An 18,023-nucleotide genomic window follows, 5' to 3' on the forward strand; every position below is an offset into this window, starting at 1 on the left:
ACGCCGCCGAGAACATCACCATGGTTCTCTACCCCAACGACATCAGCGAGAGCGGCAAGGAGCTGCGCCTGCGCCAGCAGTATTTCCTCGCCTCGGCCAGCCTGCAGGACGTGATCGCCCGCTGGATCGGCACCGACGGTCACGAATTCAGTACCTTTGCCGAGGAGAACTGCTTCCAGCTCAACGACACTCATCCGAGCTGCGCCGTCCCCGAGCTGATGCGGCTGCTCATGGACGAGCATGGGCTGGTCTGGGATCAGGCCTGGGAGATCACCTCACGGACCATGGCCTACACCAACCATACCCTACTTCCCGAGGCGCTGGAAAAGTGGCCGGTGCGCCTTTTCCGTCACATGCTCCCGCGACTTCTGGAGATCATCTACGAAATCAACGCCCGCTTCCTCGCCGAGGTGGCCCGCCGCTGGCCCGGCGACATCGAACGCCAGCGGCGCATGTCCCTCATCGAGGAGGGTCCCGACCCGATGGTGCGCATGGCCTACCTGGCCATCGTCGGCAGCTTCTCGGTCAACGGCGTGGCCGCCCTCCACTCACGGCTGCTGACCGAAGGGCTTTTTCACGACTTCTACGAGCTGTGGCCGGAGAAATTCAACAACAAGACCAACGGAGTCACCCCGCGCCGCTGGCTCGCATGGTGCAACCCGGGACTGCGCGCCCTGATCAACGAGAACATCGGCGACGGCTGGACCTCCGACCTGAGCCGCCTTACAGAGCTGGCCCCTCTGGCCCGGGATGCGGATTTCCGCGCCCGCTGGCGCGAGGTAAAGCTGGAGAACAAGAAACGCCTGGCCGAGATGGTCGAAGCGGAAACGGGCGTGCGCTTCGACCCCGCGGCCCTCTTCGACGTGCAAGTCAAGCGCATCCACGAGTATAAGCGCCAGCTCCTCAACATCCTGCACGTGATCCATCTCTACGACCGGATCAAGCGAGAGGATACTGCGGACTGGACCCCGCGCTGCGTCCTCATCGGCGGGAAGGCCGCTCCCGGCTACGTCATGGCAAAAACCATCATCAAGCTGATCAACAACGTCGCCGGGGTGATCAACGCCGACCCGGCGGTCGGCGACCGGCTCAAGGTCGTGTTTCTGCCCAATTATCGTGTCAGCGCCATGGAGATCATCGCCCCCGGGACCGACCTGTCCGAGCAGATCTCTACCGCCGGCAAGGAGGCCTCGGGAACCGGCAACATGAAATTCATGATGAACGGGGCGGTCACCATGGGCACCCTCGACGGCGCCAACATCGAAATTCGCGAGGAGGTGGGGGAGGAGAACTTCTTCCTCTTCGGTCTCACAGCCGAGGAGGTTGAGGAGACGCGCCGGCGCTACGATCCGGCGGCCTGCATCGAGGCGGACGAGGATTTCAAAAGAGTGATCCACCTGCTGACCTGCGGTCACTTCAACCAGGTGGAGCCGGGAATATTCGACCCGATCATCGCCTCGATCACCAGCCCGCACGATCCCTGGTTCACCGCTGCCGATTTCACCAGTTATGTCGCCGCCCAACGCCGGGCCGCCGACGCCTTCCGCGACCAGGAAGTATGGACGCGGATGAGCATCCACAACACAGCGGCCAGCGGCCGTTTTTCCACCGACCGGACCATGCAGGAGTACAATTCCGAAATCTGGCGTCTGGAACCGGTGCCGGCGTTTTCGGTTGAAGAGGCGTTTTAAACCGTCTCACGAATTCGGGGCTGAGTTCCGTGCGAATTTTCGGCAAGGGGAAAGGATGTTGATGGATACCTCGGTTTTCAAGGACACCCTGGATAACCTGCTCAAGGCCTGGCAGGGGATCGCCGGTGGTACCCGCGATAACGAACGGCCTCCGGCGGTGGCGCCCCATCTTCCCGAGGACGATGCAAAGCGGGTTCGCAAGCTGATCCGGACCTGCCTGGAAGCCCGTGGCGGCGAGGTGTCGTCCCGAAGACGGGCCGCCGCCCTCGGCCAGATGTATCTAACCCTCGACGACGAAGGACGGCGACGTTTTCTGGAGCTGCTCGCCCGGGACTTTGCCGTTGACCGCAAGGAAGTCCGGCAGGCGGCTCTGGAGCTGCGCGGGGCGGACGGCGAGGAAGAATGCCTGGCGGCGGAAGAGAAGCTGCGCGAAATCCTGATCTCCCCCCGCCTGCGTCTTCTCAAGCAGTTCAACGCCCTCCCCCAGGGGATAAAATTCCTGGTCGACTTGCGTGCCGACCTGCTGCGCCATATCGACGGCAATCCGGTTCTAAAGAGCCTGGACACCGAACTTCAGAATCTGCTTGCGACCTGGTTCGATGTCGGCTTTCTCGAGCTGCGCCATATCACCTGGGATTCGCCGGCGGCCCTGCTGGAGAAGCTTATCGCCTATGAGGCGGTGCACGAGATCCACTCCTGGCAGGACCTGCGCAACCGGCTGGAATCGGACCGGCGCTGCTACGCCTTTTTCCATCCGGGGATGCCTGACGAACCCCTGATCTTCGTAGAGGTGGCCCTGGTGTCCGGGATATCCGGCAGCATCCAGGCGCTGCTCGATGAGTCGATCCCGGAGATGAACCCGCTGCGGGCGGACACGGCAATCTTCTACTCCATCTCCAACACCCAGAAGGGGCTGCTCGGCATCAGCTTCGGGCATTTCCTGATCAAGCGGGTCGCCGACCACCTGAGCCACGAGTTCCCCAACATACAGACCTTCGCAACCCTCTCGCCGATCCCCGGCTTCTGCAAGTGGCTTGCCGGCGTTCTGGACGGGGAGAGTCAAGACGAATTGACGGGGGGGATGCGCGCGGCGATAAAGACCTGCGCCGATCGACTTCAGACGCCGCCCCTGTTCGAGGAGATCCTGACGATGAAGGAGTGGTGGCGCGACGAAGAGGCGGCTGCTCTGCTGCGCGAGCCTCTCGAGCGGCTCTGCGCCCGCTATTTCCACGCCGTCCGCGCCGACGGGGCCCCTCTCGATCCGGTGGAGCGCTTCCACCTCGGCAACGGCGCCCGCATCGAGCGCCTCAACTGGCTCGGAGACACCTCGGAGAAAGGGATGCGTCAGTCCTGCGGTCTGATGGTGAACTATCTCTACCGGCTGGAGGATATCGAAAAGAACCACGAGCGCTACGCCACCGAGAGGCGCATCGCCTCTGCGGCTCCGATCAAGGAGCTGCTCAAGGAACCTTCCAGAGAAAATGGGCGCAAGGGGCGGTTTCCAAAGATCTTTTCGGCCGGCTGAACCCGTAAAAAAAGCAGTTTCCACGTAAAGGATGAGAAAGCCGACGAGCCAAGGGGAGGGGGGAGCGGGAGGGGGCTTTCGCCACGCAGTGGGGGCATCGTTTTTCCTCCAAAACCAAGAATAAAAAGCCCCGAGGAAATCAATCCTCGGGGCTTTTTGCCATTAAACCGAGACCGGAAGGTCCTTACTCCAGATCCTCACAATCCTCAATTCTCCAGCTTTCTTTGTTCTCTCCTACCTGCACCTCGAATCCTGCCTGGATGCAGGCGATCACTCTGCCTTTCCGGCCATCGACGCGATTTCTCACATTCCGCTCGTTACCGTGGATGACCGCCTGACAAACATTGATCAGGGCCTCACCATGCATCTCTACGCTCCTTCAAGCAGATGGGTTGATGTGGGCTAATTTGGCTCAAATCTTACATCCTTGCTCTCTTTAAAAAAAGATAAAAACACATCTTCGATGATTTCTCCCGTTTACGGCCTCCATTTCTACAAAAAAGGATAAGAAGGCACGGAACCACACCCTGACCGAAAAACGGCAGGCCTTCCGGCCCGCCACATTCTCGTAAATGGAGCGTCTATGATCAGGCGTGGTGTTCCTTCATCGTGCAGGTGTTGACCCCCAGCAGGTGGCTGATCGGGCAGTAGCCGGCAATCGCGGTGAGAATAGGCACGACTCCGAGAAATCCGAGATAAGCCCAGCCGCCTTCGAGAAAGAAGAGGCCGAACAGGGCCACGCCGATGATCGTCCGAATGATCTTTTCCGTTCTCGAACAGACGTTGTGCATCATGGTCGAACTCCTTTCCGGAATCTCTCCTCTTTGATCTTCTTACACCATCATTATAACACCAGCCCCAGTAGGGAAAAAAGCGTGCAGAATGGGAGGAAGGTATTGATTTCCAGCAGCTTGAGAGCTTTTTCGTATTGGGAAAGAAGGTCGAGAGAATGCGGGGATGGATGGAATCACTGCCGTCTTTCCATCAGCGGGTAGACTTCCTTGCGATGACAGATGCCGAGGATGAGGATTTCTTCGGCGTCAACTTTGAACACGACACGGTAATCCCCGACTCTGAGTTTCCAATAGCCCTTGAGGGTCTTCCGTAGGGGCTCACCGTATTCATGCGGGGCCACCATGAGGCGGGTTTCGATCGCCTTCCTGATCCGTTCCCGGATATCGGCTTTGAGCTTCGGGATATCCCGCCCCTTGACCTCGGGATGGTAGATGATCGAAAAGGGCACGCTACCCCCAGACCTCTTCATGGCTCAAGGCCTTGCGGCGGTCGAAACCCTTCTCCCGTTCCGTGGCAAGATCGGCCAGCGCCCGATCCTCGCGAAGCTCAAGGGCTTCCTTCACCAGGTCCCGCATCAGCATGGACATGGAGACACCTTCGTCTTCGGCAAGGTCGTGGAGGGCGTTGTAGAGGGGCTTTTCAAGGACGACGTTGATTCTCGGGTTTTTTGCGGGCATGGCAGATCTCCTTTTGTCAGAGAGTGTGCCACTTGTGCTTCACCTTGTCAACCATTCGCATCACAGGCATGCACAAGGTGGGGAACATAATGGGGATGCCGGCGAGAAAACTGATTTTTCAAGACCCTCTGCGGAATGGGGAGCGCTTTTTCTGGGGTGGAGGTGTGTTCTTCAGCTCAGCGCAAGGGGGAAGTTCGATTAGTCCACTACGTCCCTTCCGTCCTTCCCGTTAACTCCCGCATTGGCCCTTCACCAACTTGACATCTTGGAAGACCGACCCCCTTGACCCCCTTGACCTGTGCTCCCACTGATTCAGGTGTGTAAGCATTGATAACTAAGAAAGATAATCAAGGGCCCATAAAAGGTGCTTTGTATCCCCACTTGGATGATCATCAGTAATACTAGCCAGGTACTCCCTATTATCTAAGTATTCAGACTTGCTGAATTTATAAATAAACTTCCTTAAGCTTCCATATTTAATATATGAGCAGCGAATTTCTCCTGAATTTGAATCGAATTCGAAGAAATCACTAAACATTTCTACCACCTCTTCTCCAATTGCAGCTTCCACCCTTTCTCGCGAAGTAGAGCTTACAAGCTTTAATTTATGATTTATCGCTTTATCGTATAGCATATCAGCGAATAGTTGATTTCTTAGTGGGCCGAAAGTTGATGCGTATATGACAATATCATCAGCATTTCTGAAGTGCTTCATCATCATACTGATTTCATGATCATTATCACGCAACTTCTGTATCTTAATTATCCTCTGTTTAGTATTAATTTTCTTGATATTGAATATTGCATACACGGGAAAACAAGAAAGCAATAAAGTCAGAATAAGAGAAATAATATTATAGGTCTTACTAATAAACTGCATATATTGATCTGAAGGCAAACCTTTCATACTTGTCATCAACAAGACAACCTGATTAGTTACAAAACCAAAGAGCCATATGGGTTGTTGCCCACTGCTAAGACTTATGTATGTTGCTCCCATAGATATAAAAATGACAATAAACAGAAAAGAGAGCAAAAAAAGAAAGAAAGTAATAAAATTAAGTGCTATAGAAAATGCACCGTCAAACAAATGATAGACCTTTTTACACCCCTCTTTAAGAAACTTAAACAATTTCATGGCAAATGCTCCTAGTCAACGACAAAAAACAAAAAAGCCATTAAAGACACCAAAAATACTGAAATAAAATTAATAGACCAATCAGACAAATTAAACTTTCTTTCGATAGTCGCTCCCAATAAACTATCGATAAGGCTACCTACCACACCCCCAAAAGCGGCCAACCAAACCCACCACCAGAACTCCTTCTGATATAAAGAATAAATTGTCCCAAAAATAACGACGACCCCAAAACCAAGCATCGTCCCTAAAAAAGATATCGCACCATTAGTTCCGGCTGGCACCTTTTGGAAAGTAGTTATTAACCGAGGCTGTTCAGTGGAAAGAACCCCAAGTTGACTGCCAATCGAATCAGCTAGTCCATATGCTAAAGACACAACAACAAGGGGGCTTGATCCAACAGTAGCAAAAAACGATGGTAAAAAAACTTTACCGAATATATTTTGAGCCCTCTTCTTTCCCTCTTTGGTTCCAACCCCAAGATATATCTCTTTCTTCTTCTTTTTCTTATAATAGGACATAAGAAAAATCAGAGCATAAACAATAAAAATAGCAAAAGAATCTAAATGATTATGTATAACTACAGAAGGGAAAACTACAAGCAGCAACGAAATTAGCGCGGCCCAAATTGTAACAAAACCCACCCAAAACAAAGAGCCAAAAAACAATAGCGCCATCAAGATTATTAAAGAAGACATAGATCCTTTTCTTGCCTTGACAACTCAGCAACATTGCCAAATATAGCCTCCAAAGGTTCTTTCAGGATATTTCCAACAGAGGTCCTGCAAAAAGAGCACGGGAAAACATCCCCAAAACTAGAGATACATATAAAAACAGACCCAGCGGGGCATCCAGAAAAACTTATTTCATCAGAAAAGCTGACAGGAAGATCATTACACGTAGACTTCACTGAAACGAGGCCTCGCTCTCTGAGATAGGCATGCACTCTCTCAGCGGCAACTATGAAATCGGCCATTTCAGCACTAGGCGCACCAGATACCTCTCTCCACAATCGGTACGAGGAAAAATTATTTTCCACAACTAGGCTAGAAATCTCTTCCAAACAATTAAAATTTCCCTCCTGCACAACCGTCGCAACAACGGTCTCAATCCCATATTCACTACAATTTCTCAGCGCTGTTAATGGTTCAACACAGCATGAAGGGGATTTTCTTATATTTTTATGATGACCTTTATCTATATGATCAATATTAATCTGTATCTGATCCAAACCAGAGGCTGAGAGAGCTTGTGCATAAGAATTGTCTACTAAAGACCCATTAGAACAAAGGCTTACTACAAATCCTTGCTTTTTTGCATATCTAATTATCTCGAAAAGATCACTGCTTAAAGTTGGCTCGCCTCCAATAATTGATATTTGGGTAATTCCAAAACTTTTTAACTTATCTATTATAATGCACCATTCTTCAAAACAAAGATCATTGATATTTGAATTTTCTTGGACACAATAATCGCAGTCAAAATTGCAGTAACTTGTTATTTCAAGGCAAGCCCAAGTTGGACCCAGAGTCCTCTTGTTCTCATAATATTTATCTGAACTTTTAAGTTCTTTTTTTAAATCAAAGGTCACTCTACACACTTTTTTTCTCCAAACAAAAGGACTTCAATGAATTACCGTTGAATTCCATGAAAAATTAATCATAGATCTCCTCAAGAGCACCTATTAATAACTTCGCATCAATTCAAAAAGAACAGAGACGCCTCAGCAGTCCGGACCCTATAACCAAAAAACCGCATTCACAGCAAAAAACTGGTGCAATGCGGTTTTGATAGTCTGTCCCAATCCATTAAGGTCCCACAAGGGCAATATGTCGCTTAATATAGCTCAATCATCGCTAAAATCAAATATTTAACAAAAAACTAATTTACTTGTAAATTAGCCATCAAACCCTTGTCAACCCATAAACCGAAAAAGTCTATCCAAAGTTGCACATCTCAAACGTAGAGCACATGAGTATTCAACCACCTAACCCTTATCAGGCCCCCGGCCGTCAAGAGTAAAAAACGAAAATCATAGGGGTCGGCCCTTGAATGTTGAAAATTGCTCATTTCTTGCTTCCTCGATCAGATCCCGACGGATGTTCAGCCTTCCGATTTCGGAGCTTACCAGGTTGATCTGGTACTTCACCTGATTCAACCTATCCAGATCCGCCTCGAAGTTTTCGTTCAGGTTAAAATTCGATCTACGCCGGTTTAACGTCTCGATCTCCACCTCCAAGATCGCCAGCGCCGTCTCGTAAGTCGACTTCGTCTGGTTCCTTTCCAGCCGGGCCTTGAAGTTCTCCTCCAGGCGGATCTGAGTCAGCAACTCCTGCTTGGTGTCCCCGTGCGCAAAATCGCACCCCAGCAAAAACAGGTAGAGGGTCTCATATTCGGCATCACTGGTGTAGCGATCCAGGGTCTTCAGGGTACTGGTGATGCTCAGGTCCTTGTATCGAATATTATGAGAGATGATTTGCCTGAAGGTCGGCTTCTTTCCGAAGTGGCAGGGGAATAGCAGGTCGGTCAGTTCTTTCTCAAATTCCTCGTCGGTCTTGTTCTCCCCGTTTATTTTCTGAATTTTGCGCTTTCTCGGCAGGAAGTTCCGGTCAATACGGAATTCCCGCGAATCTTCCTCGGCAAGATCCGCCTTCAGCACTAGGGTAACGACCACTTCGTTATCGAACAGGAAGTCCTTCACCAGCTTGTATTCCTGTTTCCTGTGCTCCGGGTCCGTGTAGATCTGCTTGGCATCTCCCCCGAGGCAGAAGTCGACCAACATGAGCACGGTGGTCTTCCCCACGTTGTTCCCAGTCTCGGTGCCGTGGAGGTTCGGGGTCTCGTCGACGATAAGATTGATGCCGTTGTGGAATGGGATCTCCCGGATTATCTCGCCGTGGCTTGAAATCGTCAGGGACTTCAGGAACATAATTGAACCCTCCCCTGATCGTTCAGACTGACGAGATTCAGCAGAAATAGCCAGTCCAGGCACAGCACGAATACCGGCATGGCCATCTGACGATACGTTTGTGTGCTCATGTACAGGTCCAGCAGATCCATTGCGCAGTGCTCGCGGAGTGCCTGCAGCACAAAGGCGCCGTTATAGTAGATACTCTGTGCCGGGTGGATGTTGTCAGGAAGCAGCATGGGCGTATCCTACCGGGTTCTTGAATATCTTGCAGCGAACAAATGCATCCACCGCCAAAATATTCACGCAGAGCTCCAGCTCCTCCCACGGAAGGGGCTCATGATTCAAGCTGGACAGGACGGTGTCGGTCGCGCAATCGACAACCTTTCGGAACAGGGCATCTCCTCCGAGCTGTGATTTGTGTGCCCGGTAATAGCCCCGTATGGCATCAAGCACTGAAAGGCTTTTGTTGACGCCCCCCCGATCGAAGTCGGTGTAGATCCTGTCGACCCGACTATGGTGGACCAGGTAGTCGTCGATGATGTCGCGGGAGGCGTCAAGGCTGTTGAATTCGATCTTCTCGTCGACCTTGAACGGAACGGTTTCAACCGCAGAATTGCCCCGTCGCAGGTCCTGTTTCGCCAGGATCTTGATGACGGCGGCAAGATTCGTCTCCAGTTTGCGGACATCGACTTCCGCTCCCAGTTCCTTCCTTATGAAGTCGGCAATGCGGCGCTGGTCGTCCACGTCCAGGGCGGTGATATATTTCAGGATGGAAGGGACATCAAAAATATCGCAAAGAGGATCGAAGACGAGTTTATGGGGATTGAAAAACGCTTGGGTGCGCAGGGAACAGGCATCCTTGGAGATGGATATGAATTTGAAGGAATAACCGGTGTAGGCGGAAAGATCCTTTGCAAGCGCCGACTCCACTTTTGCCTTGGTAGCTGTCGCGGAGACCTGCACGACGATCTTGTTCACGTGGTCGATCAGATCGATAGCTTCTGCATTCGGTTTGATAGTATTCAAATTCTCCAGCGGCCACCCGAACAACTCATTGAAGAAATGCAGGTAGAAATTCTCGGAGTGGAGGTGAAGATCTAGGAGGTTCAGCTTGCCGCGAACCTCGATTCTGCTCGCGAGGTGAGAAAGCTTCTCTTCGATGTAATTGAAAAGGTGGGATCTGTTCATCGAGCTATGGCACCCAGTGGGTCACTGTCACTTCCCCCAGCAAAAAAGCCACTCCCATCAGCACCCTGCTGACAAAAGCGGCTTCTTAAAAACACTTCCTCCACCCAAACCAACCCTCCAAACACTCCAGCCGATCACCGGCCATTCAGATTCGACGAGGGAACTAAACTGCAAAAAAATCAATGAGTTTATCTTTAGGCGATATGGGGCGGGGTTGTCAACCCCTATTTTAATGCGAGGGGTTTTTAAAGCGACGGGCTTCTTAAATGCGATGACAGATGACTGAGGACGGAGGACAGAATCTCTTAAATAGCGAGAGTCGGATGACAGAGGTCGGTCTTGGAAAACCAGTTTTTCACTCGCATTCTTTCCGGATGCGTTTCTTGGCCGCATCCCAATCGCTGAATTCCGCTTCTCCCACCCGAGGGTTCTCTTCACGCTGCTCAAGTGTGGCGCCATGCCATTCCGGCGATTGGACCTTCCCGGCATGCTGGCATAGATCCTCCCAAAGGGACCTTGGCAAGCAGTTTTTCCCTGCCCCTAACCAACCTCACCCAAACAAAAACCTCACGGGATTCTCCCCCGTCATCCCCCGAAGCAACCCTTCCGCCTCGGGCAACTCAACTTCGTCAGGAATCGGAAACTTCGTAGTGTCGCGGATCGAGTGCCTGTGAATGATATTTTTCACGAACCCGCCAAAATAGGTCGGATAGTCGTTGAATTTCTTCTCCAAAAACATCGGGTAGTCCGACCCCCACATCAACTTCTCTTTCAGCTTGTGGTTCCTCCCGCCCGACTCGTCAAACTCCCCGGCCTCGTCGTAAGCGAGAATCCATAGCAGTGAAGAAACACCCTCCTGGCTCCCGTAATCAAAAGCCGAGATATCCGCATAGGTATGGTCGTACTGCTTCAGGAGTTGGATGATCCGGGTCGTCCAACCATGGTGAGATGGACCGGCGGCGGACGGGGTTCCCCACGGGTCATCCGGAACCGGATCATCCCATCGGATCGCATAGGCCGCCCCCTGCTCGCCGCCGAAATGTCCGAAATTGATCCGCAAGTTGGCCAGCGTCGGACTGGCCCGAAGCACCTTGGCCCAGTTTTCGGGGGTGGTGAATTCATCCTTGGCGCTGCCGCTCAGATTGTAGGAGGCCTGCTGGCAATGGACCGTGATCGGTACCTCGAGCTCGGCAAGCTTTTCATAGACGGCCAGATAGGCCGCCCTTTCACTGACATCCTCGGGATGGACCTGGAAGCCGAGAGGCGGATACAGCTTGACTCCGATGACATCGCCGGAGACGAGGCTGTCCCTGTCGCGGCGCGTGACGGAATCGACCACCTCGTGGTCACGCAGGAATCCTTCAACCCGCGTCTTTATCTCTGCCACACTCAGCAGGGGGCCCGCTGTTCCACCCTGGTAGACCAACTTGCGCGGGTCGAGTCCGACAAAGGGCAGCACCTTGACCTTGCTGCCCGAGCCCTCCAATCGGTGCGCCTTGGCCGCCTCGACCAAGCGCCGCAACTGCCCCTCGAATTTACACACATTGCCGTTGGTATCAAAATCCATCACCAAGGGAGTCAGGATCTTTTCCCGGGCATCGATCTGAAAGTGTGCGAGGCCGGTGTGGCTCAAGGCGATTTCCATTTCATTGACCACCTGGCGCACATTTTCGATCGACTCGGAATCAAAATACATCAGGAAACGCTCAAAATTGGCGAAACCGGCACGGGCCGCTACCCCGCCGAATAGTACCGCCAGCGGATGCTTGATGCTACGCTTGATGGTGGCGTGGATCGGCACATCCGCTGCGGTAAACATGTGACAGTGGGTGTCGACGAACGTATCGAGCACAATCGGCATCTCATCCTCCATATGCGTTGAATTATTTAAACGTATCCTTTTACCGCATTCGAATCAGGTCTGCCCTCCGACCTTCTGCGCCGTGGCGTTCATGTAGGTCGTATAGACTTTCGTAAGCTTATTGATCGCCTCGCTGCCGCCTGCCAGAACGCTGCCGGTGAGCAGGATGTCGGTCGCCTTCAGGAAAAACCCCTGTCTGGTTGAAGCAATTTCCTCTATTGACCGGGGATCGATGATGTTCTGCAACACGCCCAACCCAAGGGCGGCAATCGTCATCCCCATGACCAGACTGACCATGTGAGCGATGTTCCGCGACCGGATCCGGTACCGGGTCCTCGTTTCGGTCAGATTTTTCAACTCGATCTGCAGATTTTCAGAACGCGTTTCTCGCCTGCGTGCCTCTTCGGGACTCGCTGCCGGTTCAAGTCCGGTCAGTTTCCGGAGCTCCTCTTTGACTTTTTCAATTTGCAGATCCTGTAGATCTGCATCCCCTCCGCGCCAAGCAGATAGAAACACCTCGATCGCCCGCTCCATGATCAAGGCGATCCCTGCCAGACAACCGAGCCATGTTAGGACCTCAGTGAAGGCCTGTTCCTTGAACTTGAGAAGTACAGGAGCCCATTTCATCCCGGCGGTGATCACCAAGGCGCTAACAATAACGGTAAGGGTTTGTTTATTATTCATTTAATCTCCCTCCAGGACTTGGGCACAAAAAACCGCCGAAATGTCTTGTTTAGAATAGTTCCGGCGGTATCAAGTCATGCTCATTCCCCTAAAGTTGAACCGTATGCAAGTTAACAACAACCTCCAAAACACAAAAACCGCTTCCATCAGCACCCTGCTGACAAAAGCGGCTCTTAAAACACTCTTCTACCCAAACCAACCCTCCAAACACTCCAGCCGATCAACGGCCATTCAATATTCGACGAGGGAAACCAAACTTCAAAAAAATCAATAAGTTTGTTTTTAGGCTATTCTGCGCAGAGTTGTCAAGTTTTAACTCAAAAGGATAGAACATCTTTTTAAAAAACTGGACATCTCACGCAATGGCGCGACGCCACGTTGCGGCGTAGCGTGAGTTGGTTTTTGAGATTTCAAAAATACTTCGCCGCCACATCCCGAGCACTCGACTCCGCCGACTCCTCCAGCATCCTCCTCCCCACCCACCTTTTGGCGAACTGAAAGGCGGTGCGGCCGCAGCGCTTGCTCTTTTCGTGCGACCAGGCGATGGCGGCGAGCTCGAGCTCCCTACCCCATTGAGGGGCGATGCCGTTTGCGCGGCAGAGATTGGCAATGCACTGGCGCACCACTGTGAGATAGTGGTCCTGGGAGAAGGCGTGGAAGGGGACCCAAAGGCCGAAGCGGTCGGAGAGGGAGATCTTCTCCTCCACGGCCTCCCCGTGGTGGATCTCGTTGTTGACCATCTTGGCGCCGAGATTGTCGGTGTGGTATTCGGGGAGCAGGTGGCGGCGGTTGGAGGTGACGTAGATGAGGGCGTTCTCCGGGGCTGAGTAGACGGCGCCGTCGAGGGCGCTTTTGAGGACCTTGTAGCTCTTTTCCCCCGGCTCGAAGGAGAGGTCGTCGCAGAAAATGAGGAAGCGGTAGGGCTGATTTTCGATTCGGGAGAAAATGTCGGGGAGGCTGGGGAGGTCATCCTTGTCCACCTGCACGATGCGGAGCCCCTCCGTGGCGTAGGTGTTGAGCAGAGCCCGGATCAGCGAGGACTTGCCGGTGCCGCGCGATCCCCACAGCAGGATGTTGTTTGCGGGAAATCCCTTGAGGAACTGACGGGTGTTGTCCTCCACCACCTTCTTCTGGTCGTCGATCCCCAGCAGGTCCTCGATCCGGATGTCGTCGGCCTGCCGGGTCGGCTCCAGGTAGCCGGTCAGGGAATGGCGACGCCAGCTGGCGGCGTGGCAGCCTCGCCAGTCGATTTCGGAGACCGCCTTCGGCAGGATTTGCTCGGCAGAGGCCAGCACCCGCCGGAGTTGTTCGATCAGATCGGCGTCGAGAGTCATGATTTCTCCTTTGCAGCGAGGGAGCACCCGGAGACTTCCGGTTCCGGCATCTCGTCGGCGAACGAATTCAGGCGGCGGATGAAGGCCTTGAGCAGACCGTAGCTCCGGTGGTTGAACTCGAAAGTGAGTCGGGGCAGGGAGATCAGGTCGGGCTGGTCCTGCTCCTCCGGCAGGGGACCGACCTGCTGCAGGGAGCTGCCGGGCTCGATGATTTCGAGAAACTCCCTCTCCAGGGTATCCACCTGTTCAGGGGTCAGGGGGCGATTGAGGCGGATGACCAGGGTGTTGCGGACGAAACGGCTGGAGTGATAGATGCGGTAGAAGTCTTCGATGACCTGGACGGCTTCGACCGGATCTCGGGTGATGGTGAAGAGGCTGAAGTCCTCGCCGGAGATCAGCCCTCGCTTGAGCAGGGTCTCCTTGATGAAATGGAGCCAGCGCTCCCAGTAGTCGCCGTTTTCGTCGTCGATGAGGACCAGGGGAATGGGGGGATTCTTCCCCGTCTGCACCAGGGTGAGGGTTTCCATCGCCTCGTCGAGGGTGCCGAAGCCTCCGGGGAAGAGGGCCACGGCCTGGGCCTCCTTGAGGAAAGCCACCTTGCGGTTGAAGAAGTACTTGTAGGTGATGACGTTCTTGCTCTCCGACATCACCGGGTTGGTTTCCTGCTCGAAGGGAAGCCGGATGTTGACGGCGAAGGAATTTTCGATTCCCGCCCCCTCGTTGCCGGCCTGCATGATCCCGCCGCCGCCGCCGGTGATCACCATGTAGCCGCGCTCGGTCAGCATCCGGGAGAAGACCACACATTTCTGGTAGATCGGCTCTTCCGGCATGGTACGGGCCGAGCCGAAGATGGTCACTTTCTTGCGATTGCGGTAGGGACCGAAGATCTTGTTGGTGTAGCGCATCTCCTTCATGGTGGTGCGCATCAGCTTGAGGTCGGCCAGATAATCGCTCTCCTGCCCTGCCTTGAGGGCGCTGATGATCATCTCGCGGATGATGCCGGGGTGATGGACCCCGGCCTGACGGAGGATGTCGTCGATCAATTCGTCGAGTTCGCCGTTGGAGCGGGGGAAATGCAATTCCATGCAGCAGAATTCTCCTTGGTCATTGAACCGAAAACCTTAAAAGGGCATTCAAACAGCTCTCGCTGCAGATACTGATTATACCACCGCCCCCACCGCCGGGGCCAGCAGGTCCGCGTCTTTCAGGCGTGACGCCCGGATCAGGATCCCCCGGAGGCTGGAGCCGGCGTAGCGGGCGTCGAACTCCCCATACAGGGCGCCCAGCTCCCGCTCCCGGGCGTAGAAGTCCTCGCGGCCTGCGGCGTCGAGGCGGTCTTCGATGGCGTCGCAGATGAAAGTGACGCAGTTGAAGGGTCGCCGGGACGGCTCCATCAGGCAGCCGCCCTCCCCGAGGAAGGGACAGGGGCGGGCGAAGTCGGGAAGGGGCGGCTGGCTTCCTGCGAGGAGAAACCCCAGCAGGTTCACCAGAGTCGCATGATGCCTCCCCCGGTCGCAACAGGCTCCGCCGCAATCGCGGCACGCCTCCGGGCCGCCCCCCTGCAGGAAGAGGGCATGCAGCTCCTCCTGAAGGCGCCCGATCCGCTCCAGCCGGGAGGCGATCCAGGCCCTCTCGGACGGAGGCAGGCGAAGGACCTCCTTTTCGAGCCCTGCGACGATGCGTCTCCAAAGCAGGGCGTCTTCTTGGTTGCGGTCACTCAATTTAGTGAGAATCATATTTTTCCGCAGATTGCGCAGATTTCCGCAGATAAAAACCCGATGAGCCTAATCTGCGTTCATCTGCGAAATCTGCGGATAATGGCCTTTTTAGCTCTACGGTAAAAAAGGACGGCACTTCCTGATTCGGTCGTGCCGTCCGTGAATGGAGATGATGGCCGGAGAAGGCCGTAAGCCGGGTTCTGTTCTCCGGAGCGGTTACCCGCCCCGGAGTGATGATCATTCCTCTAGGACCGCCGTTGCCGACGGCCTCAAGCAGCCTGACCCGGGAGCTTCGGACGGGCCGTCCTACAGCGCTCCCCTATTTGGCCTTGCTCCGGATGGGGTTTACCGAGCTTCCGGCGTCACCGCCGGAACTGGTGAGCTCTTACCTCACCCTTTCACCCTTATCTGCCTTCGCCGAGGCTTCGGCAGACGGTCTCCTCTCTGTGGCACTTTCCCTGGGGTCACCCCCGGTCCCCGTTAGGGACCATCCTGCCCTGCGGAGCCCGGACTTTCCTCCCGTCCGCTTCTGCCCGAAGGCTTCGGCGAACCGGCGATCATCTGTCCTTCTCCGACCATCACCTGCATTTTACTATTCGATCCCCCCCAGGGGGGAAAGACTCGGATCATCCTTCGAAATTGACAAAGAGCAGGCGGTTGCAGTGGGGGCAGCTCAGAATCTCCTGCGTCTGAAAGAGGCTATTAAACAGCTGGGGGGGAAGATGCATGTTGCAGCCGAGACAGGCGCCGTTTCTCGCTTCCACTACGGCCATACCGCCGCGGCGCTCGAAGAGGAGCTGATAGCGTTTGCGCAATTGAGCCGGCAAATCCTTGAGCAGGACGTCCCGCTGGCTCCCTTTCTCATCCTGTACCTGAGTATATTCGGCAAGAACAGCGGCGATTTCACCCTGACGGGCGTCGACTTTTTCCCTGAGGGAGGCCAGTTCCCCCTCCTTTTCTTCCCGCTCCTTGTTCAGAAGCTCGATCTCTCCGTCCTTGACCCGGATCTGGTCTTCAATGTCCTTGTTCATCTTCTTTGCGGTGTCGATTTCCTTGAGAACCGCCACATACTCCTTCTGGGTCTTGATCGACGGGAGCCGCGCCTCGGCTTTTTTGACATTCTCCTGCTCCAGGACCAGAGCCTGGGTCAACTCTCGGCGCTGTTCCTTGAGAGCTTCGCTGTCCGCGTTCAGGCTATCGACCATACCCTGAACGCGCTCGATATCGGCATCCAATGCCGATCGTTCGGTCTCCAGCTCCTTCCTGCTCTGGCCAACCTTGTTCAGTTCCTGATCGATCTCCTGCAACTCCTTGAGCAGCTCCATCTTTTCTTGCACTTGTTTGCCTCCGTATCTGCGTTGCTTGACTACCGGTGTTACCCGAAAAAAAGGAGGGGGATTCAGACCGCCTTGAACGGATCTTCCTCCCCCTCCATCTCTATGAATTCGATATTCAGTCCCCGCCGTTCCGCTTCCCGTCGAAGAGCCTCCGCCATCCCTTTTATCATGATATGTTCGGTGGCGAAATGGCCGGCGTCAATGACTGCCATCCCCCGGCTTTCGGCGCTTCGCGCCTCGTGGTACTTGAGGTCGCCGGTAACAAGGACGTCGGCGCCCCGTCGTGCCGCCTCATTAAGCAGCGAAGCTCCACTGCCGCCGCAGACGGCCACCTTGAGCACTTTTCGGGCGGAATCCCCCACGAAGCGCATAGGACCGCCGCCGAGGGCGGCCTTCACCCCCGCGGCGAACTCGGACAGGGTAGACGGTTGCGCCAGTCGGCCGATCCGCCCCAGCCCGACCAGAGGTCGTCCATTGGCCAGAGGGATGAGGTCATAGGCGACTTCTTCATACGGGTGCGCCTTCAGCATTTTCTCCACCACCCTGGTCTGCGCCTCGCGGGGAAGGATGGTTTCCAGGCGTATTTCGCCCACCCGTTCCGTCTCTCCCTGGCGGCCGAGAAAAGGATCGGTTCCCTCGCCCGGGCGGAAAGTTCCGGTCCCGGCTACGGCAAAGGAGCAGCGGTCGTAGTTCCCCACCTGGCCGGCCCCGCCCTTGAACAGGGCATCGGCAACGACCTCCTCGTATCCCCTCGGAACGAAGACGACCAACTTGAGCAGATCGCCGCCCCTGTGAGCGGACAGGGGTGAAACGTCCGACAACCCGAGCCGTTCGGCCAGCCAGTCGTTCAGCCCTGGCGCCGCCTTATCCAGATTGGTGTGCGCACACAGGACAGCCACTCCCTCCCGGATAGAGCGAAAAAGTATCCGGCCCGTCTCGTCGACGGGGGTGAGATTCCTGAGTGGGCGGAAGAGGAGGGGGTGGTGCGTGAGAAGAGCCTGGGCGCCGGTCTCGCGGGCCGTATCGAGGGCTTGTTCGGAGGGGTCGAGGCAGACAAGCACTCGTTTCAGTTCGGCGCTCGGGTCTCCGGCCTGGAGTCCCGCATTGTCCCATTCTTCTGAAAGAACCGGGGGATAGAGAGTGTTGACCAGGCCGAGCAGATCC

General features: G+C 54.7%; 19 protein-coding genes and 1 other RNA gene. 2 read left to right on the forward strand and 18 right to left on the reverse strand.

The window, feature by feature from the left end:
- Window positions 1-1,691, forward strand: a 1,691-nt coding sequence (locus DTF_RS21095; RefSeq protein ID WP_081702714.1) for a glycogen/starch/alpha-glucan phosphorylase, incomplete at its 5' end; no start/stop codon positions are given.
- A 61-nt stretch (window positions 1,692-1,752) separates the two neighbouring features.
- Window positions 1,753-3,216 (forward strand): malonyl-CoA decarboxylase, encoded by a 1,464-nt coding sequence (locus tag DTF_RS21100; protein ID WP_155890629.1) that lies wholly within the window; start codon window positions 1,753-1,755, stop codon window positions 3,214-3,216.
- A 587-nt stretch (window positions 3,217-3,803) separates the two neighbouring features.
- Here DTF_RS21100 and DTF_RS0100400 read toward each other — a convergent pair.
- The 18 genes from DTF_RS0100400 to DTF_RS0100475 all read right to left on the reverse strand — a co-directional run.
- A complete protein-coding gene (locus tag DTF_RS0100400; protein ID WP_035055066.1) occupies window positions 3,804-4,010 on the reverse strand; it encodes a DUF2892 domain-containing protein in 207 nt (68 codons plus the stop codon).
- A gap of 173 nt (window positions 4,011-4,183) precedes the next feature.
- Window positions 4,184-4,459, reverse strand: a complete 276-nt coding sequence (locus DTF_RS0100405; protein ID WP_226989093.1) for a type II toxin-antitoxin system RelE/ParE family toxin — start codon at window positions 4,457-4,459, stop codon at window positions 4,184-4,186.
- Window position 4,460: 1 nt separating this feature from the next.
- A complete protein-coding gene (locus DTF_RS0100410) occupies window positions 4,461-4,688 on the reverse strand; it encodes a ribbon-helix-helix protein, CopG family (protein WP_027713726.1) in 228 nt (75 codons plus the stop codon).
- Window positions 4,689-5,022: 334 nt separating this feature from the next.
- Window positions 5,023-5,826 carry a DUF5963 family protein gene (locus DTF_RS0100415; protein WP_027713727.1) on the reverse strand — a complete coding sequence of 268 codons (804 nt, stop codon included), beginning with the start codon at window positions 5,824-5,826 and terminating at the stop codon, window positions 5,023-5,025.
- 11 nt (window positions 5,827-5,837) lie between these two features.
- Window positions 5,838-6,524: a DUF92 domain-containing protein gene (locus DTF_RS24945; protein ID WP_051360594.1), complete on the reverse strand. Its 687-nt coding sequence runs from the start codon at window positions 6,522-6,524 to the stop codon at window positions 5,838-5,840.
- On the reverse strand, window positions 6,512-7,426 hold the full coding sequence (locus tag DTF_RS25885; RefSeq protein WP_081702715.1) for a radical SAM/SPASM domain-containing protein: 915 nt from the start codon (window positions 7,424-7,426) through the stop codon (window positions 6,512-6,514). The genes DTF_RS24945 and DTF_RS25885 overlap by 13 nt, the downstream gene beginning before the upstream one ends.
- A gap of 432 nt (window positions 7,427-7,858) precedes the next feature.
- A complete protein-coding gene (locus tag DTF_RS21110) occupies window positions 7,859-8,755 on the reverse strand; it encodes a hypothetical protein (protein WP_051360596.1) in 897 nt (298 codons plus the stop codon).
- Window positions 8,746-8,973, reverse strand: a complete 228-nt coding sequence (locus DTF_RS0100430) for an ABC-three component system middle component 6 (RefSeq protein ID WP_027713728.1) — start codon at window positions 8,971-8,973, stop codon at window positions 8,746-8,748. The genes DTF_RS21110 and DTF_RS0100430 overlap by 10 nt, the downstream gene beginning before the upstream one ends.
- Complete coding sequence (locus tag DTF_RS0100435; protein WP_027713729.1) at window positions 8,960-9,925, reverse strand: ABC-three component system protein; 966 nt, start codon at window positions 9,923-9,925, stop codon at window positions 8,960-8,962. The genes DTF_RS0100430 and DTF_RS0100435 overlap by 14 nt, the downstream gene beginning before the upstream one ends.
- Before the next feature lie 355 nt (window positions 9,926-10,280).
- Window positions 10,281-10,448: an addiction module protein gene (locus tag DTF_RS27710; protein WP_081702716.1), complete on the reverse strand. Its 168-nt coding sequence runs from the start codon at window positions 10,446-10,448 to the stop codon at window positions 10,281-10,283.
- A 27-nt stretch (window positions 10,449-10,475) separates the two neighbouring features.
- Window positions 10,476-11,786, reverse strand: a complete 1,311-nt coding sequence (locus DTF_RS0100440; protein ID WP_162148570.1) for an amidohydrolase family protein — start codon at window positions 11,784-11,786, stop codon at window positions 10,476-10,478.
- Between the two features lie 54 nt (window positions 11,787-11,840).
- Complete coding sequence (locus DTF_RS0100445) at window positions 11,841-12,470, reverse strand: hypothetical protein (RefSeq protein ID WP_027713731.1); 630 nt, start codon at window positions 12,468-12,470, stop codon at window positions 11,841-11,843.
- Window positions 12,471-12,880: 410 nt separating this feature from the next.
- Window positions 12,881-13,804 (reverse strand): ATP-binding protein, encoded by a 924-nt coding sequence (locus DTF_RS0100450; protein ID WP_027713732.1) that lies wholly within the window; start codon window positions 13,802-13,804, stop codon window positions 12,881-12,883.
- Window positions 13,801-14,889, reverse strand: coding sequence for an LOG family protein (locus tag DTF_RS21115; protein ID WP_051360598.1), 1,089 nt, complete (start codon window positions 14,887-14,889; stop codon window positions 13,801-13,803). Before DTF_RS21115 ends, DTF_RS0100450 begins: the two co-directional genes overlap by 4 nt.
- Before the next feature lie 75 nt (window positions 14,890-14,964).
- The gene (locus DTF_RS21120; protein WP_051360600.1) at window positions 14,965-15,540 is read right to left on the reverse strand and encodes a hypothetical protein; all 576 of its coding nucleotides are present in this window, start codon (window positions 15,538-15,540) and stop codon (window positions 14,965-14,967) included.
- Window positions 15,541-15,696: 156 nt separating this feature from the next.
- Window positions 15,697-16,095: RNase P RNA component class A (gene rnpB, locus DTF_RS25070), an RNA gene on the reverse strand.
- Between the two features lie 53 nt (window positions 16,096-16,148).
- Window positions 16,149-16,859, reverse strand: a complete 711-nt coding sequence (locus DTF_RS0100470; RefSeq protein WP_027713733.1) for a zinc ribbon domain-containing protein — start codon at window positions 16,857-16,859, stop codon at window positions 16,149-16,151.
- 62 nt (window positions 16,860-16,921) lie between these two features.
- Window positions 16,922-18,023 (reverse strand): Nif3-like dinuclear metal center hexameric protein (locus tag DTF_RS0100475; protein WP_027713734.1); only part of this gene is annotated, 1,102 nt, incomplete at its 5' end.

Source organism: Desulfuromonas sp. TF, assembly GCF_000472285.1.
Lineage (GTDB): Bacteria > Desulfobacterota > Desulfuromonadia > Desulfuromonadales > ATBO01 > ATBO01.

Bases quoted from the DNA above. Each gene is read 5' to 3' on its own strand.
- DTF_RS21100 (WP_155890629.1), top strand. From the start codon at position 1,753: ATGGATACCTCGGTTTTCAAGGACACCCTGGATAACCTGCTCAAGGCC.
- DTF_RS0100400 (WP_035055066.1), bottom strand. From the start codon at position 4,010: ATGATGCACAACGTCTGTTCGAGAACGGAAAAGATCATTCGGACGATC.
- DTF_RS0100410 (WP_027713726.1), bottom strand. From the start codon at position 4,688: ATGCCCGCAAAAAACCCGAGAATCAACGTCGTCCTTGAAAAGCCCCTC.
- DTF_RS0100415 (WP_027713727.1), bottom strand. From the start codon at position 5,826: ATGAAATTGTTTAAGTTTCTTAAAGAGGGGTGTAAAAAGGTCTATCAT.
- DTF_RS24945 (WP_051360594.1), bottom strand. From the start codon at position 6,524: ATGTCTTCTTTAATAATCTTGATGGCGCTATTGTTTTTTGGCTCTTTG.
- DTF_RS21110 (WP_051360596.1), bottom strand. From the start codon at position 8,755: ATGTTCCTGAAGTCCCTGACGATTTCAAGCCACGGCGAGATAATCCGG.
- DTF_RS0100430 (WP_027713728.1), bottom strand. From the start codon at position 8,973: ATGCTGCTTCCTGACAACATCCACCCGGCACAGAGTATCTACTATAAC.
- DTF_RS0100435 (WP_027713729.1), bottom strand. From the start codon at position 9,925: ATGAACAGATCCCACCTTTTCAATTACATCGAAGAGAAGCTTTCTCAC.
- DTF_RS0100440 (WP_162148570.1), bottom strand. From the start codon at position 11,786: ATGCCGATTGTGCTCGATACGTTCGTCGACACCCACTGTCACATGTTT.
- DTF_RS0100445 (WP_027713731.1), bottom strand. From the start codon at position 12,470: ATGAATAATAAACAAACCCTTACCGTTATTGTTAGCGCCTTGGTGATC.
- DTF_RS0100450 (WP_027713732.1), bottom strand. From the start codon at position 13,804: ATGACTCTCGACGCCGATCTGATCGAACAACTCCGGCGGGTGCTGGCC.
- DTF_RS21115 (WP_051360598.1), bottom strand. From the start codon at position 14,889: ATGGAATTGCATTTCCCCCGCTCCAACGGCGAACTCGACGAATTGATC.
- DTF_RS21120 (WP_051360600.1), bottom strand. From the start codon at position 15,540: ATGATTCTCACTAAATTGAGTGACCGCAACCAAGAAGACGCCCTGCTT.